This is a genomic window from Streptomyces sp. NPDC089799 (genome assembly GCF_040684755.1).
Taxonomy (GTDB): Bacteria; Actinomycetota; Actinomycetes; order Streptomycetales; family Streptomycetaceae; genus Streptomyces.
In genome coordinates this window covers 1-25,764 of sequence record NZ_JBFBGR010000030.1, presented here as the reverse complement: position 1 = coordinate 25,764, position 25,764 = coordinate 1, and the positions used below count along the sequence as shown (strand labels likewise).

Sequence of the window (25,764 nt, the reverse complement as noted above, 5' to 3'; positions counted from 1 at the left end):
GGGTACACGGGTCCGGATGAATGGATCCGTACGCCCGGCGTCCGGCGACCGCCCCGGAGCCCAATCCTGGTGCGTCGCCCCCCGCCGTTCGGTCCCCAGGCTCGTCGCGAACCAGGACCGCCCCGGGACTGACGTGCATCCCGGTCCGTAGGTGCTGCTTCGGATTGCAACACGTTTACGCCCTGTTAGGAACGGGACGAAACCTCCGAGAGCAGCTCCCCGGAACTGTACCAACCGCCATGCCGTGTCAGGCCATATGGGTGTCCGCGACCGTGAGGGCCCCGTCGAGGATCTCCAGGCCCTTCGCCACGTCCGCCGCGCCGATGGTGCACGGGGGCGCGACGTGCAGCCGGTTCCCGGCGGCCAGCGGCCACAGCCCGCCCTTCTTGCAGGCGTCGGCGAAGGCGGCCATCGGGGCGTTGTCGGCGCCCGAGGCCGCGTACGGGACGAGCGGCTCCCGCGTCTCCCGGTCCCGTACGAGCTCCAGCGCCCAGAAGGTGCCCAGGCCCCGCACCTCGCCGACGGACGGGTGCCGCTCGGCCAGCTCGCGCAGGCCCGGGCCGAGCAGCTCGGCGCCGGTGCGCGCGGACTGCTCGACGACGCCCTCCTCGGCCATGGTGGTGAGGGTGGCCACGGCGGCCGCGCAGGCCAGGATGTGCCCGGAGTAGGTCAGGCCGCCGGGGTAGGGGCGGCGGGCGAAGGTCTCGGCGATGGCGGCGGAGATCGCCACGCCGCCGAGCGGCACGTAGCCGCTGTTCACGCCCTTGGCGAAGCAGAGCAGGTCGGGGGTGACGTCCCAGTGGTCGGCGGCGAACCAGGTGCCGGTCCGGCCGAAGCCCACCATGACCTCGTCGAGGATGAACACGATGCCGTAGCGGTCGCAGAGCTCCCGTACGCCGGGCAGGTAGCCGGCCGGGGGCACGATCACGCCCGCGGCGCCGACCACCGGCTCCAGGAGGATCGCGGCGATGGACTGCGGCCCCTCGAAGACGATGGTGTCCTCCAGGTGGCGCAGGGCGCGCTCGCACTCCTCGGCCTCGGTGGTGGCGTGGAAGGCCGAGCGGTAGAGGAACGGGCCCCAGAAGTGGACGACGCCCGCGGTGGCGGAGTCGTTGCCGAAGCGCCGGGAGTCGCCGGTCAGGTTGATCGCCCCGGTCGTCGCGCCGTGGTACGAGCGGTAGGCGCTCAGCACCTTGGGGCGGCCGGTGTGGAGCCGGGCCATGCGGACGGCGTTCTCCACGGCCTCGGCGCCGCCGTTGGTGAAGAAGATCTTGTCGAGGTCGCCGGGGGTGCGCTCGGCGATCAGCCGGGCCGCCTCGGAGCGGACGTCCACGGCGAAGCCGGGCGCGACCGTGCACATCTTCGCGGCCTGCTCCTGGACGGCCGCGACGACCTTGGGGTGCTGGTAGCCGATGTTGGTGTAGACGAGGGCGCTGCTGAAGTCCAGGTAGCGGTTGCCCTCGTAGTCCCAGAAGTACGAGCCCTCGGCCCCGGCCACGGGGAGCGGGGCGATGAGCTCCTGTGCGGACCAGGAGTGGAAGACGTGCTTCCGGTCTGCCGTTCTGACGGTCTCGACATCTGCGTTCATGGATCGAGAGTAAGCGTCCGCGATGTGGACACCGAGAAGTCTTGCCCGACGTTGTCAGTCCGACCGTGCCGCGTATGAGGGTCTTGGGCCTCTTGTGGCCATTGCGGTGATTGGGTGCGGGGCTCGCGGGTAGGCGCGCAGCTGACGACGAGCACGCGGGACGCGAGCGCGCTGGAGGCCGTGGTGGGTACGGAGATGTGGGCATACGCCAGGAGCGGCGGCCATGTGGTGGACGCGGATCTGTCCGGTTTCCGGGTGGACGCGGCGGACGGGCACATCGGTCACATCGACAAGCACTCCCTCGGGGCCGCCCGCGCGTACATCGTGGTCGACACCGGTCCGTGGATCTTCGGGCGGCACAAGCTGATCCCGGCCGGGCTGGTGAAGGACGTCGACCTGGTGAACGAGACGGTGCACGTCGCCGCGACGAAGGAACGGATCAAGGCGAGCCCGGACTTCGAGACCGGGCAGTACGAGGACGAGGACCTGGCCTCCATCCGGATCACCGAGCAGCACTACGCGTACTGGCACAGCTGACTGCGGCGGGTACGGGCGATCGGGGCGACCGGGGTGCGGGGTGCAGGCGATCGGGGGTGAGGGGAGTGGACGTGGGCGTGGAGCAGACCCGGCGGCTTTTGCTGGGCGGGTCCACCACGGGAGTGGTCGGACGCTGCCGGGATTTCACCCGGCAGGCGCTGGCCGACTGGCACTGGCCCGCCCCGGAGGACTTCCGGGGCGGGGCGGATGAGGCCGCGCGGGGCCGGGCGGAAGAGGCGGAAGAGCCGGATGAGGACGCGCGGGGCCGGGCGGAAGCCGCCGAGGCCGCCGAGGACGTGCTGCTGCTGGTCTCCGAGGTGGTGACCAACGCGTGCATGCACGCCGGCGGCCCCAGGGAGCTGGTGCTCCGCTGTACCGCCGAACGGCTGCGGATCGAGGTCAGCGACGGGAACCCCGAGCCCCCGCGGCGGCGCCGGAGCGCCGGCGACGGGGCGGGAGGGCACGGGCTGATCGTGCTGCAGCGGCTGTCCCGGAGCTGGGGCACGGCGCCGAGCGGCGACCCGCGCGGCGGGAAGACGGTGTGGGTGGAGGTGCCGTGTCCACCGGATCCGTGGGGGCCCTGGAAGGCTTGGGGGGCGCAGGGTCCGCCGACGGCTCGGGGTCGGTCAGAAGCCCGGTCCGGAGCCTCGTGAGCGTACGGGTGAGCAGCCGGGACACGTGCATCTGGGACAGGCCGAGCACATGGCCGATCTCGGACTGGGTCAGCTCGCCGCCGAACCGCAGCGAGAGCAGGGTGCGCTCGCGCTCGGGCAGCTCGGCCAGCAGCGGCTTGAGCGCCTCCATGCACTCGATCCGGTCGTAGGCGGCCTCCTCCTCGCCGAGCGAGGGCGTGGTCGCGTACGCGTCGCCGTCCTCCTGCACCGGGGCGTCCAGCGAGCGGGTCGAGTACGCGTGGGCGGCCTTGCGGCCCTCCGCGATCTCCTCTTCCGGAAGACCGAGGTGCGCCGCGAGCTCGGTGTCGGTCGGGCCGCGGCCCAGGGTCTGCTCCAGCTCGTCGTACGCCTTGGCGGTGTCGATGCGCAGTTCCTGCAGGTGGCGGGGCACCTTCACGGCCCAGCTGGTGTCGCGGAAGAAGCGCTTGATCTCACCGGTCACGGTGGGCATCGCGAAGGTCGTGAACTCGACACCGCGCTCCGGATCGAACCGGTTGATCGCCTTGATCAGGCCGATCGTGCCGACCTGGACGATGTCCTCGACCGGTTCGCTGCGGTTGCGGAACCGACGGGCCGCGTACTTCACCAGGCTGAGGTTGAGCTCCACGAGGGTGTTGCGGACGTACGAGTACTCCGGGCTGCCCTCTTCCAGGGCGTTCAGCCGGCGGAACAGGGCCACCGAGAGGGTCCGTGCCTCCGCGGTGCTGGCCCGCAGTGGCTCCTCGGGGATCTCCGGCATCTCGGGCATCCCCGGTGACTCCGGGATCCCGGTGGCCTTCTCGCAAGCGCGGTCGGTGTCCATCTGCGATCGCTCCTCCGACGGTGGGGGTCACGCCGTGTGTGGCACGGCGGGGCCGTCGTGAGCCGTTCCTTGTGGATATACCCCCAGGGCAGCGCGCGTACCCCGTGACGCGGCGTGGCCGGTCACGGACGGCGCGTGCTGCCCTGGCGTGGCGCACACGGTCATTTTAGGCGGATTGGTGGCGGTATGCGGGGTAGCCGCCGCGCGGCGGCGATAGGGTCTGTCACGATTCGGGCGTTACGCCCAGAACGGGTATCGAGAGGTGTCGTGATCGATGTTCGCCAGGCTGAGCACGTACCAGGGGTCACCGGTTCCGGCGGAGGGGGACGTCACCGGCAACTCCGCGGCGATCGTCCGGCAGGTCCAGGGCGTCCCCGGCTTCCGGGGCGTGTACTACCTCGTCGACCGGGCGTCCGGACGGGCCAAGTCGCTGACCCTGTGGGACAGCGAGCAGGCCATGCGGGACAGCGAGGAGCTGGCCTCCCGCATCCGCGGGGAGTCCGCCCAGCGGGAGGGGCAGCGCATCGTGTCGGTCGAACACTTCGAGGTGGGCTTCAGCCATATGGAGCCGTGAGGGGCGCAGGGGGCCGTGAGGGCCGAAGGGGGCCGTGGGCCCGGGGCGGTGACCGCGGGCCCACGGCTCGCCTCAGTGGCTGTGTGCGTCGCCGCCGTGCCCCTTCTCCGGGCTCTTCTCCGCGCTGCTCTCGGGGCTGTTCTCGGGGCTCTTCCGCCCGTTCGCCGGGGTGGGGGCTGAGGAGGGCGCGCCGGGGCCTCCCGGAGCGTTTGCGGGAGCGGACGCGGACGGGGCGGGAGCCGGACCGTGCTCGTGCCCGCCGCTCTCCGCCGGGCCCGTGGACGCCGCCAGCTGGCGCAGCCCCAGGAAGGCGAGCGCCGCGATCACGACCACCGCCGGTCCCACGGGGCCGAAGAGGCTCCGCCAGGAGGTGTGCTCGTCCTTGAGCACGAAGGCGACGAAGGACACGACCAGCCCGAGCGGCACGAGCACGGCCCCGCGGGCGGGGAAGTCCTCGAAGTGCTGGAGCCCGCCGCTGAGCATGCCGATGCCGAAGGACAGCATCAGCGAGGCGCCGATGACCGCGCAGGCGCGCCGCAGCCCGGGCCGCTCCCGGCTGATGACGAACTCGTTGAGGACGGTGGCGGCGAGGAAGACGAGGACGCCGTAGCCGGCGATCCGGGTGTAGCGGGCGGGATCGAGCGGGTGGTGCACGACCGCGCCGCTGATCAGACCGGCGCCGACGAAGTAGCCGACGTAACCGAGGTAGCGGGCGGGCAGGGACAGCCGTCGGGCCCGGCTGTTGCGGGCGCGGCGCAGTGCGGCCCGGGTGGGGGAAGGGCGACCCGGGGACGGGGACGGGGAGGGGCCGGGGCGGTCGGTCAGGTGCTGCGTGGACAACGGAGGAACTCCTCGGTCGGCACATGGCGGAGCGGCCGGAGGGCGCGTCACGCCAGGTCAGGAAGGCATGGGAAGAGATGACTTCGTGCTTCGACCGGCGGACCTAGATCCGCTGCACCACGGAACGTGCGGAGTAATCACCCGGTGGGAGGGCGGCCGGCGGCTCCGCGACCGGCACGGAGACGGCCGTACGGTCCGCCGGGCCGCGGCAGGCCCAGGCGAGCAGGGCCGGCGCGGGGGGTTCGGCCCCGGCGGCTTCCGGTGGCTGCCCGGAGGCGCACACACCGGCCGGATGCGAGCCGCCGTCCCGCTCGTCCCCGTTCCCGTTCTCGTCCCCGTCCGTGCCCCCGTGCGCGCCCCGGTGGACCTGATGGCCGTGCGGTACGGCGTCCACGGGGCCGGCGGCCTCGTGAGGGACCGTCACGGAAACGGCATGGCCGCCCAGATGGCTCGCCGTGGTCTCGGCGTTCACGCCGTGCGTGTAGAGGAAACCGAACAGCAGCACCGCCAGCCCGAGCAGCCGCAGCAGCGGCCGCGGCAGCGCACGCGGCAGGAGCCGCGCTCCCGCCGGCCGGCGGGACCGCGCTCTGCCGGGTGAGGTGCGGAGCGGGGCCATGCCGGCGAGCGTAGTGCCCTCCGGCACGACCGCGGACACCGCCCGGCTGCCGCCCGTGGATTCAGGGGCCGATGGCCAGTGCGAACTGGTCCTGCGTCAGTTCGTTGCCGCCCTTGTCGCGCCCGGCGGCCGCCTCCGCCTTGCGGTTCCGCATCAGCAGCAGGGCCATCGCGGCCGCGGCCACGACCCCGCAGGCCCCCACCGCGAAGCCGGTGGACACGGCCGAGGCGAACGCCCCGCGGGCCGTGGCGGCCAGACCGGCGTCACCGGTACGGGCGGCCGTGACCAGCGCCTCGGCCACCGAGCGCCGCGCGGGCTCCGGGGCGCCGCCGGGCATCTCCGATGTATAGGCGGCCGACAGTACGGCGCCCAGCACGGCCACGCCGAGCGCGGCACCGGCCTGCTGCATCGTGTCGTTCAGCGCCGTCGGGGCCCCCGTCTGCCCGGCCCCCGTGTGCCCGGCCGGCACGGCTCCCGTCAGGGCGCCGGTCGCGCCGGTCATCGCCAGGCCGGCGCCCGCACCGACGAGGACCGTGGCGGCGGCCACCGTCCCCCAGCCGTGCTCCGCCGACAGCCTGGTCAGTACGCCGAACCCGGTCGCGGTCACCAGCAGGCCGAGGACCGTCATGAACCTGCTGCCGGTCCTGGCCACCACACCGGCGCCGATCAGGTTGAACGCGAGCGCGGCGACGGCCATGGGGGTGAAGGCGAGGCCCGCCTCGGCCGGCGTGTAGCCGCGGACGAACTGCAGGTACTGGGTCAGCACCAGCAGCAGACCGCCGTGGGCGAAGGTCACCAGCACCAGCGCGACACCGGCGGCGGTGAACGCCCGGTCGCGGAACAGGGACACCGGGAGCATCGGGTGCGGCGTACGCCTCTCCCACACGGCGAAGCCGGTCAGGCCCAGGACCGCCACGGCCAGGGCGACCCGGGTGCCGGTCCGCTCCAGGCCGTGCCCGGGCAGCTCGATGACCGTCCACACCAGTGCGGTCATCCCGATGACCGACAGCACCATGCCGATCGGGTCCGCCTTCCGCCGGGGCCCCCTGGATTCCGGGACCAGCGCGCACACGGCGATCACGGCGAGCACGGCGACCGGGACGTTGACCAGGAACACCGCTCCCCATCCGTACGCGGAGACCAGCCACCCGCCCAGCAGCGGGCCGCCGACCAGGCCGGCCACGGACACGGCCCCCCAGAGGGCGACCGCCCGGGTCCGCCCCCCGTCGTCGAAGGAGCCGGTCAGGACGGAGACCGTGCACGGCATGATCAGTGCGGCCCCGATGCCCATCACCGCGCGGGCCGCGATCAGCTGTCCCGGGCCGCCGGCCGCCGCCCCGAGTGCCGAGGCTCCGCCGAACAGCACGAGCCCGGTGACCATCACCCGCCGGCGTCCGAACCGGTCGGACAGGCTGCCGGAGGTCAGGAGCAGTCCCGCGAGGGCCAGGAGGTACGAGTCGATGATCCACTGGATGTCCCGGCCGCTCGCCCCCAGGTCCCCGGCGAGCGACGGGACCGCCACGGTGAGGACCATGGCGTCGATGACCAGCGTCAGCGTGCTCAGGCACAGCACGACCAGGACGAGCCCGCGGCGTGGGTCCGGTGTGCGGATGGCTTCCATCAGTACCTCTCGGTGGCGTGTGGGGGGCTCGGGCGGCCGCGGCCGGGTCCTGCGGCGGGTGCCCGGTGGCCGGGACCCGCGGCGGGCGCCCCGCGGCCGGGAGCTCCGGCGGGCGGCTGCCATTCGAGGAGCTGGACGACCACGCCGTTGGGGTCGGTGAGCCGGAACCGGAGTTCGCCCCAGGGCTCGGACTCCAGCGGTCCGGTGACGGCGGGGCACTCCCGGCGCAGCCGTTCGTGTTCGGCGGCGACGTCCGTGACCGTGAGGGACACGGCCATGTCGGCGAACCCGCCGCCCGGCCGGTGCGGCCGGGGGAGTTCGGGATCCCGCTCCAGCAGGACGAGGTCGGCGGCCGCGTCGTCGCGGACGAGCAGGACGTACCCCTCGGCCTCCTCGGCCTCCCGGAAGCCGAGGTGGGTGGTGAAGAAGCTGCGGGATGCGGCCGGGTCGACGACGGTCAGCGACACGCCACTGGTGACGACGTTCATGCCGTCCAGCATTGGCGTGGACAAGCAGTCCATCAACGGCCGATCATGCAACGCCGGTTAAGGCACGGGTTAACGAACGGCCGGGGGAGCTGGGCGGCTTGGAGCTGCGCGACATCGAGATATTCCTGACCCTGGCGGAGGAACTGCACTTCGGCCGGACCGCGGAGCGGCTGCACGTGTCGGTCGCCCGGGTCAGCCAGGCGATCAAGAAGCAGGAACGGTTCATCGGGGCCCAGCTCTTCGAGCGCACCAGCCGCATGGTGCGGCTGACACCGGTCGGCACCCGGTTGCGCGACGACCTGCGGCCGGTCTACCGCGGTCTCTGGGACGGCGTGCAGCGGGCCCGGCTCGCGGCCCGGGGCCAGACCGACGTCCTGCGGATCGGCCTGATGGTCACCAACGGCCATGAACTCCGGCCGTTCTGGGACGCCTTCCGCTCGCTCCACCCGGAGTGGGGGCTACGGCTCCGGCACAACGGCTTCATCGACGCGTTCGGCCCGCTGCGCAACGGAGAGATCGACCTGCTGCTGGCCTGGCTGCCGGTGGAGGAGCCGGACCTCACCATCGGGCCGGTGCTGTTCGAGGAGGGCCGGGTGGCGGCGGTGGCCTCCGACCACGTGCTGGCCGTCCGCCGCTCGCTCTCCGTGGAAGCGCTGGCCGATCACGGGGTGGTGGGCGCCGAGGTGCAGCAGCCCGACTACTGGGAGGACGCGTTCACGCCGTTCCGGACGCCCAGCGGCCGGGCGATCGAACGGACGCACACCTGCGTCAACCTCGACGAGCTGTACGCGATCATCTCGTCGGGGGACGCGATCCACAGCCTCGGTGCGCAGGTCACCCGCTACTACGTCCGCCCCGACATCACCTACCTGCACCTGCGCGATGCCCCGCCGCTGCGGTGGGGACTGGTGTGGCGGTCGGACTCGGAGAGCGAGCCGGCCAGGGCGTTCGTCCGGCTGGCCCGCGAACTGGGCACCATGCAGCTCTGAGCCCCCGCTCGTGTGACTCGGCTCACACCGTCTCGCCGATGAATCCGCCTCCTGCCGACGGTCATAGGACCAGCAGCACGGCAACGCGGCGGCACCACCGACACGACCACCGACACGACCACCGAAACGACCACCGGGACGAGGAGCACACCATGACCACCACCCACGCGCCGAAGGGCAACCCGGCCGGCTACTTCCCCTCGATCGAGAAGAAGTACGGCCGCCCGATCGCGGAGTGGAAGGACCTCATCCGCACCTCTCCGCTGACCCGGCACATGGAACTCGTCGCCTGGCTCAAGTCCGAGCACGGCCTGGGCCACGGCCACGCCAACGCCCTCGTCAAGCACACGCTCGACGAGGACAAGACCGGCTGAGCCGGCTCACGGGGCGCGGCCGTGACGCCGTACGGGAGTGCCGTAAGCAAGCGCCGTACGGGAGTGCCGTACGGCACTCAGGACGCGGAGAGGTCCAGCTGGAACTCGCGGGTCCGGCGGTAGGAGCGGAAGCCCAGCGCGCGGTTGACCGCCAGCATGTGGACGTTGTCCTCGGCGTTGTCGGTCTCGATCTCGGTGAACGCGGGGTGCTCCGCGAGCAGCCGGCACACCATCGCGGCCTTGAGCCACAGCCCCAGCCCGTGCCCGCGGTGCCCGGGCACCACCGCGGTGTCGTACTGCTGGGCGCGCGGCGGCCGGCCCTGGGGCAGCACGATCTCGGTGTAGCCGGCCATGTCGCCGTCCTCGTGGAGGGCGGCGATGGTCAGCAGGGTGTCCCCGCGGTCGGCGACCACGCCGGCCATCGTGCGGACCCGGTCCTCGTCCCACTCGACGCGCCCGAAGTCCACGTCGCCCATGGGCATGTCGTTCATCGCGCTCTTGGCCGTGGCGAAGGCGGCGGCGAGGCCGTCGGGGACCGTGCCGGTCCAGCCGGTCAGCCGGTAGCCGGGGTGGGCGGCACCGGCGATCCGGTGCACCGCCTCCAGGTCCGGGCCCTCCGCCCCCTCGGCTCGCTCCGCTCCGGAGAGCGGCAGTATCAAGTGGTCCAGGGAGAGGGCCTGCTTGAAGCCCGACCGCAGGCAGAAGCCCTCGCCCGCACCCTCGGCGGCGGTCGTGGCCACCAGGCTGCGCCGGTTCTCGTCCCGGCAGGCGGCCACGGCCGCGGACAGCAGCAGGGACCCGTTGCCCGCGCGCCGGTGCGCGGGGTCGACGTGCAGGTCCAGTTCGGCCAGGTGGTCCTGACCGGGCCAGGTGAAGAGGCGCAGGACGGCCACGCCGATCACGCTGCCGTCGCCGCTCGTGGCCGTCCAGGTCAGCCGCCGGCTGCCCAGCGCGGGCTCGGTCAGCCGCGCATGGACCTCCTCCGGCCCGGGCACGGGCACTCCGGGCAGGTCGTGGGCCATGGAAGCGGCCACGACCCGGTGCCATGCGGAGCTCTCGGCGGTCGAGATCCGGTCGGGCTGCGTCAGCTGTACGTGTGCGGTCAAGGTGGCGACCCCTGTGATCGATCCGGTCCGGCGCTGGTCAACCCGGCGAAGGGTACGGGCCGCTGACGTTCCGGCACACCGGATTTCCCGGCGGCCCCGAGCGCGGCTCCGGACCGTCGGCCGCGCGTCCCGACCGCGGTGTTCCGGCGATCCCTGGTCCGGACCGGATCGGGTGCCTCCGGTGGATCCTCCAAGTCCGGTTCATGGGCCGCGGTGACGGATCGTAGGCGGTCAGGCACGGATGAATCACCAGCGCGGCGACGGTGAACCGCCGCATAGCAGCCTGCCCGGACGGGTGTGGTCGGAGGATCGTCCAAAGTTTACGGATCTTGGGATGCCCGACTTTCATGCTTTCAACGCCTGCCTGAAACACGGCGGTTGGCGATCTACTCGTTGGCGAGAAGCCGAACAAACGAACGGGGAGAGCCATGTCGGAGAAGCTGCCTGACCGTCAGATCGAGATTTCCTGGCCCGATCTCGGCATCACGGTCACCGCCGACCTTGACGGCCGTAACCCGGCCCTCGCAGACGCCCTGTGGGAGTCCCTGCCCTACCAGAGCCTCCAGGGGCACGCCCTCATCGCGGGCGAGCACCTCTACCACGTATCGCCCATACCCGCCCTGCTGCACACCCCCCACACCACCCGCATCCCCGACCGGCGCGAGGCCCCCGACGGCACCGTGTTCCTGTCCGGCCTGCAGCACCTGGGCATCAAGTACGGAACCCTGACCGAGCCCATGCCCGCCAACCCCGTCGGACAGATCCGTGAGGCGGACATCCCCGCCCTGCAGGAAGCCGGGGCCGCGATCTGGGACGCCGTCTACTCCACGAAGAAGCAGATCCGCGCCGAGGTCCGCCGTGCGGGCGAGCCCGGCGGCCACAGCATCCCGAAGCTCCCCGCCGCCCACGCGGACGCCGCCGCCCTGATCGCCGACGTCCTCACCGAGACCGAGAAGATCTGGCTGGCGCCGCCGCCCGAGCTGGACGACCTCCACCGGGGCATCATCCCCTCCCGGGCGGGCAACTTCGGGACCGTCATCCCCACCCTGCTCTTCGTCAACGGCGAGACCCGGCCGCTGGGTTACGCCTCCTACGGCGGCATCATCCGCGCCGCCGTCCAGGGCATGCCCATGGACTCCCTCGTCCACATGACCCGCCTCCTGGTCGGTGTCCCCGCCGAATTCCTCGGCTACTGCGGCCTGGAGAAGCTGTGGGAGTTCACCCAGCGCTTCCTCGCCGTCCTGGACGACCTCGACCGTGACGACTTCTACGCCGTCGCCAGCCACATGGCCCTCTACGTCAACTGCCTCGGCGGCTGGAACCTCCAGCTGTACCCGTGGGAGACCGGGGACCACCTGCGCCAGCAGGTCGCCGGCTGAGGCACGCGGCCACGCCCGGAGCGGACCCGCCGGGGGAGCGGCCGGGGAACCCCGCCGCCACCCGAACCCCACACCACAGGAGAAGGAAGACCTTGAGCGCCCTGCCTGCCCGCGCCGACGCCGTCGTCATCGGCGGGGGAGTGATCGGAACCTCTGCCGCCTACCACCTCGCCGAAGCCGGCGTGGACACCGTGCTGCTGGAACGCGGAGGTCTCGGCGGCGGGGCCTCCGCCCACACGGCCGGCATGGTCCGCACCTACTTCCCCGGCAACCCCCACACCGGGCAGCTGGCCGTGCGCAGCCTGAACGCCTACCACGACTTCGCCCGCCGGACCGAAGCCCCGCTCGGCCTGAAGCGGCTCGGGTTCATGGCGCTGTTCACCGAGGAACAGCAGATCGCCGAATTCGAGGCCACCCATCAGGCCCAGCAGGCCGCGGGCGTCGAGGTCGGCCTGATCAGTGCCCGGGAAGCCGCCGGACTCAACCCGCTGATCAACGAGCGCGCCGTCCTGGCCGCCGCCTGGTCCCCGGAGGCGTACCACGTCGACGGCCTCGACATCGTGCGCGGTTACGCCGCCGCCGCCCGCAACCACGGGGCCCGGCTGTTCACGCACACGCCCGTCACGCGCATCGACGACGACAACACCGTCCACACCCCGCAGGGGAGCATCAAGGCGGACAGCATCGTGTGCACGGCCGGGCCCTGGTCCGGCGAGGTGGCGGCCATGGCCTCGGTCGACCTGCCGCTGACACCGCGCACGATGGAGATGCTGCTCACCGACGTACCGCCGTCCCCGTACCCCGAGCTGCCGATGACGATGCACGCCGCATCGGGCCTGCGGATCCGCTCGTGGAAGGACCGCATCCTGCTCGCCATGGGAGCCCCCCAGGCCGGGGAGACGCGCGACGCCTGGCTCGGCCGCATCGCCGGCCACCTCGGCACCGTGTTCCCGGCCCTGGACGGCATCGGCCTGCACCGTGCGTGGAGCGGTGACTTCGACGCCAGTCCCAACAACACGGCCTTCATCGGAGAGCACCCCACCCGCCGCTTCCTGTACGCGGCCGGGTTCACCGGGGCGGGGCTGTGCCAGGCACCCGCGGCCGGGGAGAAGCTCCGCGATCTGCTGATCGCCAAGTAGACCTAGAAACAGGAAAGAATCCCGTGATTGTTCTTGGATGTAATGGTTTCAGCCGGGTGTCGGAGTTCTTCTCCGAACGCTTCGGCGCGACCGGCATCAACAAGCATTACCTCCTGGGCCACGACGCCGCCGCCGCACTCGTGATCGACGGCCGCCTGGTCGCCGCGGTGGAGGAAGAGCGCCTCAACCGGGAGAAGAAGACCACCGACTTCCCCGTGAACGCGATCGACTGGTGCCTGGAGGAAGCCGGCATCACCTACGACGACGTGGACCTGTTCGCCTTCCCCTGGAACTGGTCCGAGCAGGTCCTGGACGAGATCCTCGACGGCATCCGCAGCTCGTCGGCGCCGGAGGACGCCAAGGCGCGCCTCGTGGCCGACATGAGGGACCTGTTCGAGCAGGTCGTCAGCCACGACGCGATCCTCGCCGACTTCGAGGCCCGCACCGGACACCGCCCCGACCCGGCCAAGGTCCGCTTCGTTCCGCACCACCTGGCCCACGCCACCACCGGCTACTACCTGGCCGGCATGAAGGACGCCGCGTTCCTGGTCAGCGACGGCCGCGCCGAGCGCTTCTCGACCCTGACCGGCGAGATCCGCGGCGGCAGGATCACCGTCTTCGAGGACAGCGTCACCGGCGCCCACCACTCCATGGGCACCCTGTTCTCCTCCATCACCCGCTTCCTCGGCTTCGTCCCGAACAACGACGAGTACAAGGTCATGGGCCTGGCCGGCTACGCCGCCCCGCCCTCGCCGAACCCGTTCCTCGAGAAGCTCCTGACGCTGCACGACGACGGCCGCTACAGCTTCACCAAGCCCCTCCAGACCGACAACCTCCACAGCCATGACGAGCTGTTCGAGGAGTACTTCGGTCCCTTCGAGGACACCCTCGAATACACCTCCCGGGTCTCCGCGGCGGCGCAGGAGATGCTGAACGTCGCCACCGCCCACCAGGTCCGTCACCTGAGGGGCCGGACGGACCTCGACCGGCTGCTGTTCGAGGGCGGTGTCGCCCTGAACTGCCTGAACAACACCCCGATGTTCGAGGGTTCCGGCTTCGAGGACATGCAGGTCAGCTTCGGCGCCTCCGACACCGGCATCACCATCGGCGCCGCGGCCCACGCCTGGCTGAACGACGCCGGCACCGGTCCCGAGGCCATCGCCGCCGCCTCGGCACCCGTCACCCCGTACCTGGGCCCGGCGTACGACGAGGCCGCGATCGCGGAGGCCGTCGAGGGCTTCGCCGACCGCGTCACCGTCACGCGCCTGGAGGACGACGAGGTCGTCGACCACGTGGCGCAGCTGCTGACGCAGAAGGTCGTCATCGGCTGGTTCGACGGCCGCGTCGAGCACGGGCCGCGGGCGCTGGGCCACCGCAGCATCCTCGCGAACCCCGGCTTCGACGACATCAAGGACATCATCAACACCCGGGTCAAGCACCGCGAGCCGTTCCGCCCGTTCGCTCCCCTGGTCCTGGAGGAGCAGGCGCCGAAGATCTTCGAGATGGGGCGCAAGACCAGTTCCCCGTACATGACCTTCGTCTTCCCGGTCCGCGAGGAGTACAAGGACCGCATCCCCGGCGCCGTACACGTGGACGGCACCTCCCGCATCCAGACCCTGACGGACGAGGGGACCCCGCGGCTCACGGCATTGCTGCGGAAGTTCATCGAACTCACCGACACGCCGTGCCTGATCAACACCTCGTTCAACGTCGCCGGCGAACCCATCGTCTGCACGCCGACCGACGCCCTGAACTGCTTCATGGGCACCGAGATCGACTACCTGATCCTCGGCAACCACGTCATAGCCAAGCGATGACCCGCCGGGCGACGACCGTCAACCACCATCAGTAGGGAGCACTCAGTGCCGAAGATCCAGCGCAAGCACACCATGTACCACTCCACCGTCCTCGACGCCGACCCGGACACCGTGTGGGCGACCATCCGCGACGCCATGCAGATCCTGGAGATGGTGTCCCCCGGCGACCTGGACGTCCACCGGGACGTCAGCTGGGTGGAGGGAGGCTCGGTCGAGACGGTCCCGGGCCGCTACGACTTCAAGCTCACGCTCAGCGGCAAGGTCGTCCAGCAGGAGATCGCCGCTCGCGACGAGATCAACAGGACGCAGTCCTACCGGGCCGTCGCGCCCACCAGCGGAGTCGCCAGCTACGAGGCCACCATCCGCGTCTTCCCCATCACCAACGATCCCGCCCGCAGCTTCTTCGACTGGTCGCGGATCCTGGAAATCGCCGAGGACGCCGACCTGAACATCGTCGAGGGCATCATCGACATCATGGAGAAGCAGACCGACTGCGTACGCGACCACTTCGCGCAGACCTCGAAGTGAGCGACGTGACGACGCTCGTACTGCTGCGGCACGGCGAGACCCTGCTGACCCCGCACGGGCGGATCTCCGGCAGCGGCGGTTCCAATCCGGGACTCTCGCCGGCCGGACGCCGCCAGGCCCGGGCGGTGGCGGAGGTCCTCGCCGGCCGCGGCGACATCGAGGCGGTCGTCACGTCACCGATGCGGCGCTGCCAGGAGACCGCCGGTCCCGTGGCAGCCCGCCTCGGCCTGAACCTCCGGGTCGAGGAAGACCTGCGGGAAGCGGACTTCGGCGTCTGGGAGGGCCTGACCTTCGCCGAAGTCCGCGAACGCCACCCGGACGACCTGGACGCCTGGTTCGCCTCGCCCGAGCGCGCCCCCTCGGGCGCGGGCGAGACCATGCACCAGGTCGTCCGCCGGGTCACCGCCGTACGCGACGGCCTCCTGGCCCGCCACGCCGGCGGCACGGTCCTGGTCGTCAGCCACGTCGTACCGGTCAGGTCCCTGATCCGCCTGGCCCTCCAGGCCCCACCGCACACCCTGTTCCGCATGGAGGTCGCACCGGCCTCCCTGTCGACCCTGACGTACGACCCCCACGGCACCGCCACGGTGCACACCCTCAACGACACCCACCACCTGCGCTGACCCGCACCAGCCGGGGCCCGGCCCGCCCACTGGCAGGCCACGTGCGGGCCGGTTCAGGAACGCAAAGCAGCCGTCTGGGTCTTTCAATCCGTGTACGGCAGCCAGGCGTTGTTGTTCTCGTTGTACCAGTAGCCGTGGCCGGCGTTCAGGGCGACCGTGCGGAACGGGCGACCGCGGTCGTCGATGCGGGTGGTGCCCTTGCGGTCGCCACTGCTCCAGGCCAGCTCCAGGTACCAGCTGACGTCCTGACCGAGTGTGGCGGCGTCGATGTTCAGCACCTGGGGGTCGGTGGCGGAGACCTTGTACGGGAAGCCGGTCGAGGCCGTCGGCCGCTCGCCCTCCTTGCCGGGTACGGGCCTGGCCCTCGGGGAGGCGTCGTCCAAGTTCACGGCGAAGGACGCCGGCACCAGCGCGCCGCCGCAACCGGCACCCATGGTGTACGCGTTCCAGCCGGGAGCCTTGCGGCTGCTCACGACATGGACGTACAGCGCGTGCAGGACCGCGGCCTTGCCCTCGGTGCCCTGGACGGTCAGCTGCATGCGCAGGTGCCCCGCCGGGACGGCGTCCAGGGCCCGGGCCCACCCTTCGGTCGCCTGCCCGGCCGGGGGCGGGGGGACCGTGCCGGGTGCCTTGTCCAGGGCGAACCACTGGTCGCAGGGGCTATCCCAGTTGTCGGGCAGGACGTTGACCGTGAACGGGGCGCTGGAGGAGGCCCTCTCCTTGGCCGTGGCCCGCGAGGGGGACGCGGACGTTGCCGAGGCGGACGCGGACGTTGCCGGGGGGGACGACGGTCCGGGGCTGGACGGGAGTGTGGATTCGACTGTGGGCGTGGGTGACGACGACCCGCCGGACGGCAGGGCAGGGCCCGCCGCCGCCCGCTCGTGCGAGGACGGCTGGGCAGCGCCGCGTCGCGTGTCCCCGTGACCGGTATCTCCCATCGCGGAGACGGCGGCGGCGGTCCCCGCCACCGCGGCGGTGGCCACGGCGGCCGCAACGGCGAGCAGCAGCCGAGGACGCCGGGCCCCCCATACGGAGGCCCGGGCGGAGCCCGGCCGGATGAGGGCGGTGGGGGCGGGTGCGGGTGCCTCCGGTGCCGGTGCGGGGGCCTCCGCCGGCGCGGGAGCGGGAGCGGGGACAGGCGCCGGGGCGGACCCGGCCGCGGACGCCGGGGCCGGTGCCGGGTCGGTCTCCGCCTGCGGCCGGACCTCCGCGGCCTCCCCGGTGTCCACCGTCGATGCAGGTGGCACCTCCGGCGCGGCGTCACCGCCCCGCGGCGCCACGGAGTTCGCCGCCCCCGACCCCGCGACCTGCCCCTCCGTCACCCCCCGCCGCCGCTCCACCAGCGCCAGCAACCACTGCCGGTGTAGCGCGACCAGTTCGTCGGCCGAGGCACCGCAGACTCGGGCGAACCGCTCCACCGGGGCGTACTCCGTGGGCACCGCCGCGCCGCTGCAATAGCGGTGCAGCGTCGAGTTGCTGGAGTGCAGACGCTTCGCGAGCATGCCGTAGCTGCGCCCCGAGCGCTCTTTGAACCCGCGCATCAACTCCGCGAACCGCTCCGTCTCCGTGGCCATTCCACCCTCCCCCTCATCCCGGAAGCACGTTCCAGGCTCGCCCGATCGCCCAGGTGAGAAGGGTCGGGAGCGTTCCAGGGTTCCTACTATCCCGGCCCGGACGCCACTGGAACAAAACCGGCCCCACAGTTGCGTCATCAGCCCGTCGGTCCGCCGATCGGATCAGCGGGCGGATCGGCGGTCGCAACGGGAAGGCCCCCACCCGCCCCACCGACCGCCCTCGGCCGCCTGCGGCAGCAGCCGACCGGAACAGCAGCCCCACCCAACGTCTTGTCAGGCGGGAGGCAGAAGCCTCCGTCCGACGACCGCACCGACACGGAGAGTTCCCCATGCGCACCCACCGACTCCGCACCACCGCCCTGGCCACCGCCACCGCCGGCCTCGCTCTGGCCCTGACCGCCTGCGGCGGCTCGGACAGCGCCGGCGGGCCGACGGCGAACCCCGCCGCGACCAAGAGCGAGGACAAGCAGGTCTCGACCGGGACCGTGACGCCGTCCGGGGAGGGCGCTTCCGTCGCCCCGTCCGCCGGCAAGGTCACCGGAACCGGCACGGCCACCGCTGCCGCGGCGAAGGTCGGTTCGGGCGGTAAGGGCACGGGGGGCACCGCAGGTGACTCCTACGCCTACACCCACCCCTGCTCGGCCCGCAATCTGACCGTCAAGGTCACTTCCCCGACGGGCGCTCCGGCCACCGTCCGCGTCATCACCGTGACCAACAACGGTTCCACCTCGTGCGGTCTGGACTACTTCCCCACCGTCGGCTTCAGCGCCAAGGGCGGCGCGCTCGGTCTCCAGGCCACTGCCCCCGGGGGACTGGGCGGCGCCCCGGCGTACCCGGTGCACCCCGGCGCCACGGCATACGCGGCCGTGGACCTCAACCCGTCGGGTGCCAACGGCCCCGTGGCGGACGAGGTCAACGTCCTCGCCGACAAGGAGCACATGCCGAACGCGGACGGCGTCAGCCTCCGGCTGGCCAAGCCGGGCAAGGTCTCCAGCCCGAAGGTCGGCCTGTACCGTGCCAACACCCGCGACGCGCTGAGCGCCGTCTGAACGGAGTTCCGGGGGCCGTGGCCACGGCCGTCCCACGGGGTGTGTCGCCGGGCGGGTCACCTGTCCTGGGCGGGGAAACGCTGGACAGCACGCGCCGGTGCCCCTCAGCGATGCCTGCTCCGTCCCCTCGCCCACGAGAACCGTGGCGCCAGGGGCCGCCCCGAACGCCGAAGCGGCGGTGAGGAGCGGGTGCGGCGATTGCCTCACCAGGCCTGAATCGGTCCAGACAACGCCGAAGGCCCAGGTCGCTGACCTGGGCCTTCGTTCAAGAGCGGATGACGGGAATCGAACCCGCGCTATAAGCTTGGGAAGCTCATGTTCTACCATTAAACTACATCCGCGCGGGGGTCCAGTTGTCTGGAATCCGCATCGTTGCACACTGTACCCCATGATCGGCCCCCGGCGAACGAGCCGTGGGGCCATTGTCGTGTTTCCGGCGCAGGAGCGTGTGTGCGGGCGGGAGTTGGGGCGTACGGTGTGGGCGGAGCGGCGGCTTGGGCGGGTTCCGGTCATCCCCTAATGTGGCGATTCGTCGCCATATGGCTCGTTGGGGAAAGGGACTCGATGGAGCACACCGTCGTCCGCTGTGCCGAAGGGCACGTATTCAGCACCGCTTCGTTTCCGATGCGGCAGCTCGGTGCCGGCCGGATCGGTCCCGGGCGGCTCCTCCGGTGTCCGCGGTGCGCGCGGCTGCGGCACGCCGTGCCCGTGACCGCGGTGAAGCGGTAGCGGCGGGAGTACGGCCGGACGCGCGGGCGCTCGATTGGGGGTGGCCCGCGCGGTCTGCGTATCCTCGGGACGTGCTTCTCTCAGACAAGGACATCCGGGCCGAGATCGACAGCGGACGGGTGCGCATCGACCCGTTCGACGAGTCGATGGTGCAGCCCTCCAGCATCGACGTGCGGCTCGACCGGTTCTTCCGGGTGTTCGAGAATCACCGCTATGCCCATATCGACCCCGCCATCGAGCAGCCCGATCTGACCAGGATGGTCGAGCCGGAAGGGGACGAGGCGTTCATCCTGCACCCCGGTGAGTTCGTCCTCGCCTCGACCTACGAGGTCATCTCGCTGCCCGAGGACATTGCCTCCAGACTGGAGGGGAAGTCCAGTCTTGGGCGCCTGGGGCTCGTCACCCACTCGACCGCGGGCTTCATCGACCCGGGGTTCTCCGGGCACGTGACCCTGGAGCTGTCGAACCTCGCCACGCTGCCGATCAAGCTGTGGCCCGGGATGAAGATCGGCCAGCTGTGCATGTTCCGGCTGAGCTCGCCCGCCGAGTTCCCGTACGGCAGTGAGCGCTACGGATCCCGGTACCAGGGCCAGCGCGGTCCCACCGCCTCGCGGTCCTTCCAGAACTTCCACCGCACGCAGGTAGGCGACCGTAATGAGTGACGTGGTACGCGAGAGCCTCGACTACGAGGGCTTCGGGCGCGCCATCCGCGAGCTGGCGCACACGATCGCCGCCGACGGGTACGAGCCCGACATCATCCTGAGCATCGCGCGGGGCGGCGTCTTCGTCGCCGGCGGGCTCGCCTACGCGCTCGACTGCAAGAACATCCACCTGGTGAACGTGGAGTTCTACACGGGCGTGGGCACCACCCTGGAGATGCCGGTCATGCTGGCGCCGGTGCCGGACGCGATCGACTTCTCCGACAAGAGGGTGCTGATCGTCGACGACGTCGCCGACACCGGCAAGACGCTGAAGCTGGTCCACGACTTCTGCCTCGGCACGGTGGCCGAGGTCCGCTCCGCGGTGATCTACGAGAAGTCCCACTCGCTCGTGAAGTGCGAGTACGTGTGGAAGAAGACCGACGACTGGATCGAGTTCCCCTGGTCGGTGGAGCCGCCCGTGATCCGGCGCGAAGGACAGGTGCTCGACGCCTGACGAACGAGAAGAGGGCCCGCGCACCGCGCGGGCCCTCTTCTTCGTTCGTCCCGGTCTTCTCGGGGCCGCCGTCAGATCGTGCCCAGCTTGATGATCGACAGCAGGGCGATCAGCTGGATCGCGGAGGCGCCCAACGCCTTCTGCCACGGCAGGTCGTGCGACTTGCTGATCAGGCTGGTGAAGAGGAAGCCGGCGGCGATCCAGGTCGCCCAGCCCAGGACCTGCACCATGGTGTTGTCGCCGCCGAGGAACACGGCGAAGAGCAGGCGCGGCGCGTCCGTGAGGGACATGACCAGCATGGACAGGCCCACGGTGGGCTGCCAGGCGCCGTCGCCGCCCAGCTGGCGGGCCAGCGTGTGGGTGACGGCGCCCAGGATCAGACCGCAGATGACGAAGGCCACGCCGGCCGACAGCACGATCGGGATGGCGTTGGTCAGCGTCGCGCTGAGCGCGTCCTCGCGCGCCTCGTCCAGCCCGAACACGGCCAGCAGGCCGTAGAGGAAGGTGACGATCAGCGCCGGGACCCAGACCGGGTGGTCCCGCATCTGCAGGAAGGTCTGGCCGGGCTGGGTCACGATGCCCTTCAGCAGCGCCTTCCAGGGCAGCCGCGGGCCCACGGGCACCGGGGCCTGGCCGCCGGCCTGGTAGGCCGTGCCGTGGCCGTACGGGTCGTGGGCGTACGGCTGCTCCCCGATGGCGAACGCCTGCGTGTGGCCCGGGTCGTTGGCGTACGAGGACGCCCCCGGGGCCTGGCCCTGCTGCTGGTGCGGGTAGCCGTACGGGTCAAAGTACTCCGGCTCGCCCTGTCCGCCGGCCTGCTGCGGCCACGCCTGCTGGTGCGGCGGCGGGGCCGCGTGCGGGTAGGGCTGACCGCCGTACGGTGCCTGCGGTTGCTGCTGACCGTACGGCTGTTGCCGCGGGGGGTGTTGGGGGCCGCGGTTGTTGTCCCGGCGTCCGTTCCTGAATCCAGCCACGTGATCGAACGTACCTGGTCCCGTGGGGGGCCGGGGACACCCGGCCCGAAGTGACCCCCTTTGCGGCTGAGCTGTGACATCCCCTAGGGGTACCCGGTGGGGTTGTCCTCAGGGCGGAATCGGGCCGCCCTGGCCGGTTCTCGCCCACCCGTCAGGTCCGGGCGGAACCACCTGTCGGTCCGGGCGGAACCACCTGTCGGTCCGGGCGGAAAAGAGCGGAAAAGACCGGAGGCCGGCCCTCTTCGTGAGAGGGCCGGCCTCCGGCCGTACGCGCCCGGCGATCGCCGGGCGGTGCGCGTTCGGTCCGCGACTACTCCGCGGACTCCTTCACCGGCTCCGCGGCGGGCTCCGCCGCCTCCGTCACCGGTGTCCGCACCGACTCCAGCAGCAGCTGGGCGACGTCCACGACCTGCACGGACTCCTTCGCCTGGCCGTCGTTCTTCTTGCCGTTGACCGAGTCGGTCAGCATGACGAGGCAGAACGGGCAGGCGGTGGAGACGATGTCCGGGTTCAGGGAGAGGGCCTCGTCGACGCGCTCGTTGTTGATGCGCTTGCCGATGCGCTCCTCCATCCACATCCGCGCGCCGCCGGCGCCGCAGCAGAAGCCGCGCTCCTTGTGGCGGTGCATCTCCTGCTGGCGCAGGCCGGGGACGGCGTCCATGATCTCGCGCGGCGGCGTGTAGACCTTGTTGTGCCGGCCCAGGTAGCAGGGGTCGTGGTAGGTGATCAGGCCGTCCACCGGGGTCACCGGGACCAGCTTGCCCTCGTCGATGAGGTGCTGGAGCAGCTGGGTGTGGTGGATGACCTCGTACTCGCCGCCGAGCTGCGGGTACTCGTTGGCGATGGTGTTGAAGCAGTGCGGGCAGGTCGAGACGATCTTCTTGGCCGACTTCGGCTTCTTCGTCGACTCGTCCTCGTCGTCCTCGCCGAACGCCATGTTCAGCATCGCGACGTTCTCCTGGCCCAGCTGCTGGAACAGCGGCTCGTTGCCGAGGCGGCGCGGGGAGTCACCCGTGCACTTCTCCTCGCCGCCCATGATCGCGAACTTGACGCCCGCCATGTGCAGCAGCTCCGCGAAGGCCTTGGTGGTCTTCTTGGCGCGGTCCTCCAGGGCGCCGGCGCAGCCGACCCAGTAGAGGTAGTCGACCTCGGTCAGGTCCTCGATGTCCTTGCCGACGATCGGGACCTCGAAGTCGACCTCCTTGGTCCACTCGACGCGCTGCTTCTTGGCCAGACCCCAGGGGTTGCCCTTCTTCTCCAGGTTCTTGAGCATCGTGCCCGCCTCGGACGGGAACGCGGACTCGATCATCACCTGGTAGCGGCGCATGTCGACGATGTGGTCGATGTGCTCGATGTCGACCGGGCACTGCTCCACGCACGCACCGCAGGTGGTGCAGGACCACAGCACGTCCGGGTCGATGACGCCGTTCTCCTCGGCGGTGCCGATCAGCGGGCGCTCGGCCTCGGCCAGCGCCTCCGCCGGGACGTCCTTGAGCTGCTCCTCGGTCGCCTTCTCCTCGCCCTCCATGGTCTTGCCGCCGCCGGCCAGCAGGTACGGGGCCTTGGCGTGCGCGTGGTCGCGCAGCGACATGATCAGGAGCTTCGGGGAGAGCGGCTTGCCGGTGTTCCAGGCGGGGCACTGCGACTGGCAGCGGCCGCACTCGGTGCAGGTGGAGAAGTCGAGGATGCCCTTCCAGGAGAACTGCTCGACCTGGGAGACGCCGAAGACGTCGTCCTCGCCCGGGTCCTCGAAGTCGATCTCCTTGCCGCCCGAGGTCATCGGCTGCAGCGCGCCCAGCGCGGTCGCGCCGTCGGCGTTCCGCTTGAACCAGATGTTCGGGAACGCCAGGAAGCGGTGCCAGGCCACGCCCATGTTCGTGTTGAGGCCGATGGTGATCGCCCACGTCATGGTCACGCCGAGCTTGACCATCGCGAAGAAGTACACGAGGTTCTGGAGCGTGGCCATGCTCAGGCCCTTGAACGCCAGCACCAGCGGGTACGAGGCCCAGTACGCGGCCTCGTAGCCCTCCACGTGGTGGATCGCGCCCTCAAGGCCGCGCAGCGCCATGATGCAGACGCCGATGGTGAGGATGACGTACTCGACGAAGTACGCCTGCCACGCCTTGGAGCCGGCGAAGCGCGACTTGCGGCCCGCCTTCGAGGGCAGGCTCATCAGCCGGATCGCGATCAGGACGAGGATGCCCACCGTCGTCGCCAGCGAGATGAACTCGGTGTACACCTCGTACGGCAGCCAGCCGCCGACGACCGGCAGCACCCAGTCGGCCTGGAACAGCTGGCCGTAGGCGGTGACGATCGTCAGGCCGAGGGTCAGGAAGCCGACCGCGACGAACCAGTGCGCGACGCCGACGACGCCCCAGCGGTTCATGCGCGTGTGGCCGACGAACTCCTTGCCCAGGGTGATGCTCCGGGCGGTCGGGTCGTTCGTCCGGCTGCCCGCAGGTACGGGCTGTCCGAGCTTCACGAAGCGGTAGATCTGCGCCACGGCTCGGGAGATCAGCGCTACGCCGACCACGGTCAGGACCAGCGACACGATGATCGCGGCGAGTTGCATGGGAGGCTCCTCGGGCGGGCCGTTACTAAGCGGTAACTTATTCAGTCAAGCCTGAGGTTACCCACTTATACGGCCGCACTGTAGCCGCGTACGCGGTGATCTGTGTCGCTCAGGCCCCCCTCACCTCCGCCTTCGCCTTCTCCGGGCGCCGTGCGGGCCGGTGTGCGGGGCCGGAAGGCGGCCCGCGGGGTGCGGGCCAGCACGGCCAGGTCCAGGCCCAGCCAGTGCTGCTCGACATAATGCCGGTCGAGCAGGTCCATGTCGTCCCAGGGGAGCCCCGAGCGCGCGCTGACCTGCCAGAGTCCGGTCATCCCGGGGCGTACGAGGAGCCGCTCGGGGTGGTCCCGGCGGTCCTCGGGGCGCGGGCCGACCAGGGACATCTCGCCGCGCAGGACGTTGATCAGCTGGGGCAGCCGGTCCAGGCGCCGACGCGCCAGGAATCCGTCCGGGGTGCCACGGAACCTCCAGGTCCGGTACGGCCGCCCGCCGAGGCCGGCGGCGGGCTCGCGCAGGAGGGCGCCGTCGAGGCGGGTCATGTGCAGGACCGCGGCGATCGCGAGCAGCGGGGGCGCGAGCACGGCCAGCAGGGCCGTGGCGGCGAGCAGGTCGAAGACCCGCTTGGCCGGCGGCGGGCCGATCGGCGGCAGACGCATGGCGCCACATTGCCCTCGCGGGGCCTGCGCCACGGGATGCCGCGCGGCGGTGTCCCCCGGGTGGCCGCGCCCCCATCGCCCTGCGGAACGCCTGCCCGCGCCTCGCGGAAGCCGGGTTGCGCGTAAGGGCCGCGTAAGAGTTGAGTCGGCTCGACTCAGGTCTGTTGACGTGCGTGCGGACGAATGGCATGGTTGAGTCTGTTCCACTCAAGTCCACTGGAGGAATCAAAATGGCTCGTGCGGTCGGCATCGACCTGGGCACCACCAACTCCGTCGTCAGCGTTCTCGAAGGCGGCGAGCCCACCGTCATCACCAACGCCGAGGGCGCCAGGACCACGCCGTCCGTCGTCGCCTTCGCCAAGAACGGCGAGGTCCTCGTCGGTGAGGTCGCCAAGCGGCAGGCCGTCACCAACGTCGACCGGACGATCCGCTCGGTCAAGCGCCACATGGGCACTGACTGGAAGATCAACCTGGACGGCAAGGACTTCAACCCGCAGCAGATGAGCGCCTTCATCCTGCAGAAGCTGAAGCGCGACGCCGAGGCCTACCTGGGCGAGAAGGTCACCGACGCGGTCATCACCGTCCCGGCGTACTTCAACGACTCCGAGCGGCAGGCGACGAAGGAAGCCGGCGAGATCGCCGGTCTCAACGTCCTGCGCATCGTCAACGAGCCGACCGCCGCCGCCCTGGCCTACGGCCTCGACAAGGACGACCAGACCATCCTCGTCTTCGACCTCGGTGGCGGCACCTTCGACGTGTCCCTCCTGGAGATCGGCGACGGCGTCGTCGAGGTGAAGGCCACCAACGGTGACAACCACCTCGGTGGTGACGACTGGGACCAGCGCGTCGTCGACTACCTGGTGAAGCAGTTCGCCAACGGCCACGGCGTCGACCTGTCCAAGGACAAGATGGCGCTCCAGCGTCTGCGCGAGGCCGCCGAGAAGGCGAAGATCGAGCTGTCCTCCTCCACGGAGACCACGATCAACCTGCCCTACATCACGGCCTCCGCCGAGGGCCCGCTGCACCTGGACGAGAAGCTCACCCGCGCTCAGTTCCAGCAGCTGACGTCCGACCTGCTGGAGCGCTGCAAGACCCCGTTCCACAACGTCATCAAGGACGCCGGCATCGCGCTGTCCGAGATCGACCACGTGGTCCTGGTCGGCGGCTCCACCCGCATGCCGGCCGTCGCCGAGCTCGTCAAGGAGCTCACCGGCGGTCAGGACGCCAACAAGGGCGTGAACCCGGACGAGGTCGTGGCCATCGGCGCCACCCTGCAGGCCGGTGTCCTCAAGGGTGAGGTCAAGGACGTCCTGCTGCTGGACGTCACCCCGCTGTCCCTCGGTATCGAGACCAAGGGCGGCAT

Annotated in this window: 23 protein-coding genes, 1 tRNA gene and 2 pseudogenes; 14 read left to right on the top strand and 12 right to left on the bottom strand. The window is 71.1% G+C overall.

The genetic code is table 11. The annotated features are described in order from the left end of the window. Positions 1 to 247: 247 nt before the first annotated feature. The gene (locus AB0O36_RS27705) at positions 248 to 1,588 is read right to left on the bottom strand and encodes an aspartate aminotransferase family protein (RefSeq protein WP_365114930.1); all 1,341 of its coding nucleotides are present in this window, start codon (positions 1,586 to 1,588) and stop codon (positions 248 to 250) included. Positions 1,589 to 1,702: 114 nt separating this feature from the next. Here AB0O36_RS27705 and AB0O36_RS27700 point away from each other — a divergent pair, with 114 nt between their 5' ends. Together AB0O36_RS27700 and AB0O36_RS27695 are read left to right on the top strand one after the other, a co-directional pair. After that, complete coding sequence (locus AB0O36_RS27700) at positions 1,703 to 2,125, top strand: PRC-barrel domain containing protein (RefSeq protein WP_365114929.1); 423 nt, start codon at positions 1,703 to 1,705, stop codon at positions 2,123 to 2,125. A gap of 335 nt (positions 2,126 to 2,460) precedes the next feature. Then, positions 2,461 to 2,778, top strand: a complete 318-nt coding sequence (locus tag AB0O36_RS27695; protein WP_365115003.1) for an ATP-binding protein — start codon at positions 2,461 to 2,463, stop codon at positions 2,776 to 2,778. Here AB0O36_RS27695 and AB0O36_RS27690 read toward each other — a convergent pair. Further along, positions 2,747 to 3,547 (bottom strand): annotated as a pseudogene (locus AB0O36_RS27690) (SigB/SigF/SigG family RNA polymerase sigma factor); the annotation flags it as partial. The gene AB0O36_RS27695 and the pseudogene AB0O36_RS27690 sit on opposite strands and share 32 nt — an antisense overlap. A gap of 328 nt (positions 3,548 to 3,875) precedes the next feature. Here AB0O36_RS27690 and AB0O36_RS27685 point away from each other — a divergent pair. Continuing rightward, positions 3,876 to 4,175, top strand: coding sequence for a hypothetical protein (locus AB0O36_RS27685; protein ID WP_365114928.1), 300 nt, complete (start codon positions 3,876 to 3,878; stop codon positions 4,173 to 4,175). A gap of 72 nt (positions 4,176 to 4,247) precedes the next feature. On the opposite strand, the gene AB0O36_RS27680 is transcribed toward AB0O36_RS27685, so the two are convergent. The 4 genes from AB0O36_RS27680 to AB0O36_RS27665 all read right to left on the bottom strand — a co-directional run bounded on the left by AB0O36_RS27680 (position 4,248) and on the right by AB0O36_RS27665 (position 7,740). Continuing rightward, positions 4,248 to 5,015 carry a hypothetical protein gene (locus AB0O36_RS27680; protein ID WP_365114927.1) on the bottom strand — a complete coding sequence of 256 codons (768 nt, stop codon included), beginning with the start codon at positions 5,013 to 5,015 and terminating at the stop codon, positions 4,248 to 4,250. 103 nt (positions 5,016 to 5,118) lie between these two features. Beyond that, a complete protein-coding gene (locus AB0O36_RS27675; protein WP_365114926.1) occupies positions 5,119 to 5,631 on the bottom strand; it encodes a hypothetical protein in 513 nt (170 codons plus the stop codon). A gap of 61 nt (positions 5,632 to 5,692) precedes the next feature. Beyond that, a complete protein-coding gene (locus tag AB0O36_RS27670; protein ID WP_365114925.1) occupies positions 5,693 to 7,252 on the bottom strand; it encodes an MFS transporter in 1,560 nt (519 codons plus the stop codon). Further along, a complete protein-coding gene (locus AB0O36_RS27665; protein ID WP_365114924.1) occupies positions 7,252 to 7,740 on the bottom strand; it encodes a VOC family protein in 489 nt (162 codons plus the stop codon). Before AB0O36_RS27665 ends, AB0O36_RS27670 begins: the two co-directional genes overlap by 1 nt. Before the next feature lie 98 nt (positions 7,741 to 7,838). Between AB0O36_RS27665 and AB0O36_RS27660 the strand changes: the two genes are divergently transcribed. Together AB0O36_RS27660 and AB0O36_RS27655 are read left to right on the top strand one after the other, a co-directional pair. Continuing rightward, on the top strand, positions 7,839 to 8,729 hold the full coding sequence (locus tag AB0O36_RS27660) for a LysR family transcriptional regulator (protein WP_365114923.1): 891 nt from the start codon (positions 7,839 to 7,841) through the stop codon (positions 8,727 to 8,729). A gap of 152 nt (positions 8,730 to 8,881) precedes the next feature. Beyond that, positions 8,882 to 9,103 carry a DUF4287 domain-containing protein gene (locus AB0O36_RS27655; protein WP_365114922.1) on the top strand — a complete coding sequence of 74 codons (222 nt, stop codon included), beginning with the start codon at positions 8,882 to 8,884 and terminating at the stop codon, positions 9,101 to 9,103. Positions 9,104 to 9,180: 77 nt separating this feature from the next. On the opposite strand, the gene AB0O36_RS27650 is transcribed toward AB0O36_RS27655, so the two are convergent. Continuing rightward, complete coding sequence (locus tag AB0O36_RS27650; protein ID WP_365114921.1) at positions 9,181 to 10,209, bottom strand: GNAT family N-acetyltransferase; 1,029 nt, start codon at positions 10,207 to 10,209, stop codon at positions 9,181 to 9,183. A gap of 428 nt (positions 10,210 to 10,637) precedes the next feature. Here AB0O36_RS27650 and AB0O36_RS27645 point away from each other — a divergent pair, with 428 nt between their 5' ends. The 5 genes and pseudogenes from AB0O36_RS27645 to AB0O36_RS27625 all read left to right on the top strand — a co-directional run. Beyond that, complete coding sequence (locus tag AB0O36_RS27645; RefSeq protein WP_365114920.1) at positions 10,638 to 11,588, top strand: hypothetical protein; 951 nt, start codon at positions 10,638 to 10,640, stop codon at positions 11,586 to 11,588. 92 nt (positions 11,589 to 11,680) lie between these two features. Then, complete coding sequence (locus tag AB0O36_RS27640; protein WP_365114919.1) at positions 11,681 to 12,727, top strand: FAD-dependent oxidoreductase; 1,047 nt, start codon at positions 11,681 to 11,683, stop codon at positions 12,725 to 12,727. 56 nt (positions 12,728 to 12,783) lie between these two features. Continuing rightward, a complete protein-coding gene (locus AB0O36_RS27635) occupies positions 12,784 to 14,544 on the top strand; it encodes a carbamoyltransferase C-terminal domain-containing protein (protein ID WP_365114918.1) in 1,761 nt (586 codons plus the stop codon). Between the two features lie 45 nt (positions 14,545 to 14,589). Continuing rightward, positions 14,590 to 15,072 carry an SRPBCC family protein gene (locus tag AB0O36_RS27630; protein WP_365114917.1) on the top strand — a complete coding sequence of 161 codons (483 nt, stop codon included), beginning with the start codon at positions 14,590 to 14,592 and terminating at the stop codon, positions 15,070 to 15,072. Between the two features lie 11 nt (positions 15,073 to 15,083). After that, a pseudogene (locus AB0O36_RS27625) lies at positions 15,084 to 15,695 on the top strand (histidine phosphatase family protein); the annotation flags it as partial. Positions 15,696 to 15,778: 83 nt separating this feature from the next. Here AB0O36_RS27625 and AB0O36_RS27620 read toward each other — a convergent pair. Further along, positions 15,779 to 17,269: a helix-turn-helix transcriptional regulator gene (locus AB0O36_RS27620; RefSeq protein WP_365114916.1), complete on the bottom strand. Its 1,491-nt coding sequence runs from the start codon at positions 17,267 to 17,269 to the stop codon at positions 15,779 to 15,781. 329 nt (positions 17,270 to 17,598) lie between these two features. Here AB0O36_RS27620 and AB0O36_RS27615 point away from each other — a divergent pair, with 329 nt between their 5' ends. Further along, positions 17,599 to 18,318: a DUF4232 domain-containing protein gene (locus AB0O36_RS27615; RefSeq protein WP_365114915.1), complete on the top strand. Its 720-nt coding sequence runs from the start codon at positions 17,599 to 17,601 to the stop codon at positions 18,316 to 18,318. 270 nt (positions 18,319 to 18,588) lie between these two features. Here AB0O36_RS27615 and AB0O36_RS27610 read toward each other — a convergent pair. Next, positions 18,589 to 18,659, bottom strand: a tRNA-Gly gene (locus AB0O36_RS27610). Between the two features lie 459 nt (positions 18,660 to 19,118). Between AB0O36_RS27610 and dcd the strand changes: the two genes are divergently transcribed. Together dcd and AB0O36_RS27600 are read left to right on the top strand one after the other, a co-directional pair. Next, positions 19,119 to 19,709 carry a dCTP deaminase gene (gene dcd, locus AB0O36_RS27605; RefSeq protein ID WP_365114914.1) on the top strand — a complete coding sequence of 197 codons (591 nt, stop codon included), beginning with the start codon at positions 19,119 to 19,121 and terminating at the stop codon, positions 19,707 to 19,709. Then, a complete protein-coding gene (locus AB0O36_RS27600) occupies positions 19,702 to 20,202 on the top strand; it encodes a phosphoribosyltransferase (RefSeq protein WP_365114913.1) in 501 nt (166 codons plus the stop codon). The genes dcd and AB0O36_RS27600 overlap by 8 nt, the downstream gene beginning before the upstream one ends. 71 nt (positions 20,203 to 20,273) lie before the next feature. Here the strand turns inward: AB0O36_RS27600 and AB0O36_RS27595 are convergent, their stop codons facing one another. From AB0O36_RS27595 to AB0O36_RS27585, 3 genes are all read right to left on the bottom strand, one after another. Continuing rightward, a complete protein-coding gene (locus tag AB0O36_RS27595; RefSeq protein ID WP_365114912.1) occupies positions 20,274 to 21,176 on the bottom strand; it encodes a Yip1 family protein in 903 nt (300 codons plus the stop codon). A 310-nt stretch (positions 21,177 to 21,486) separates the two neighbouring features. Next, positions 21,487 to 23,748, bottom strand: a complete 2,262-nt coding sequence (locus AB0O36_RS27590) for a (Fe-S)-binding protein (RefSeq protein ID WP_365114911.1) — start codon at positions 23,746 to 23,748, stop codon at positions 21,487 to 21,489. 65 nt (positions 23,749 to 23,813) lie between these two features. Then, the gene (locus AB0O36_RS27585; RefSeq protein ID WP_365114910.1) at positions 23,814 to 24,401 is read right to left on the bottom strand and encodes a sugar transferase; all 588 of its coding nucleotides are present in this window, start codon (positions 24,399 to 24,401) and stop codon (positions 23,814 to 23,816) included. A gap of 230 nt (positions 24,402 to 24,631) precedes the next feature. Here AB0O36_RS27585 and dnaK point away from each other — a divergent pair. After that, on the top strand, positions 24,632 to 25,764 hold a 1,133-nt coding region (gene dnaK, locus AB0O36_RS27580; RefSeq protein ID WP_365114909.1), incomplete at its 3' end, for a molecular chaperone DnaK.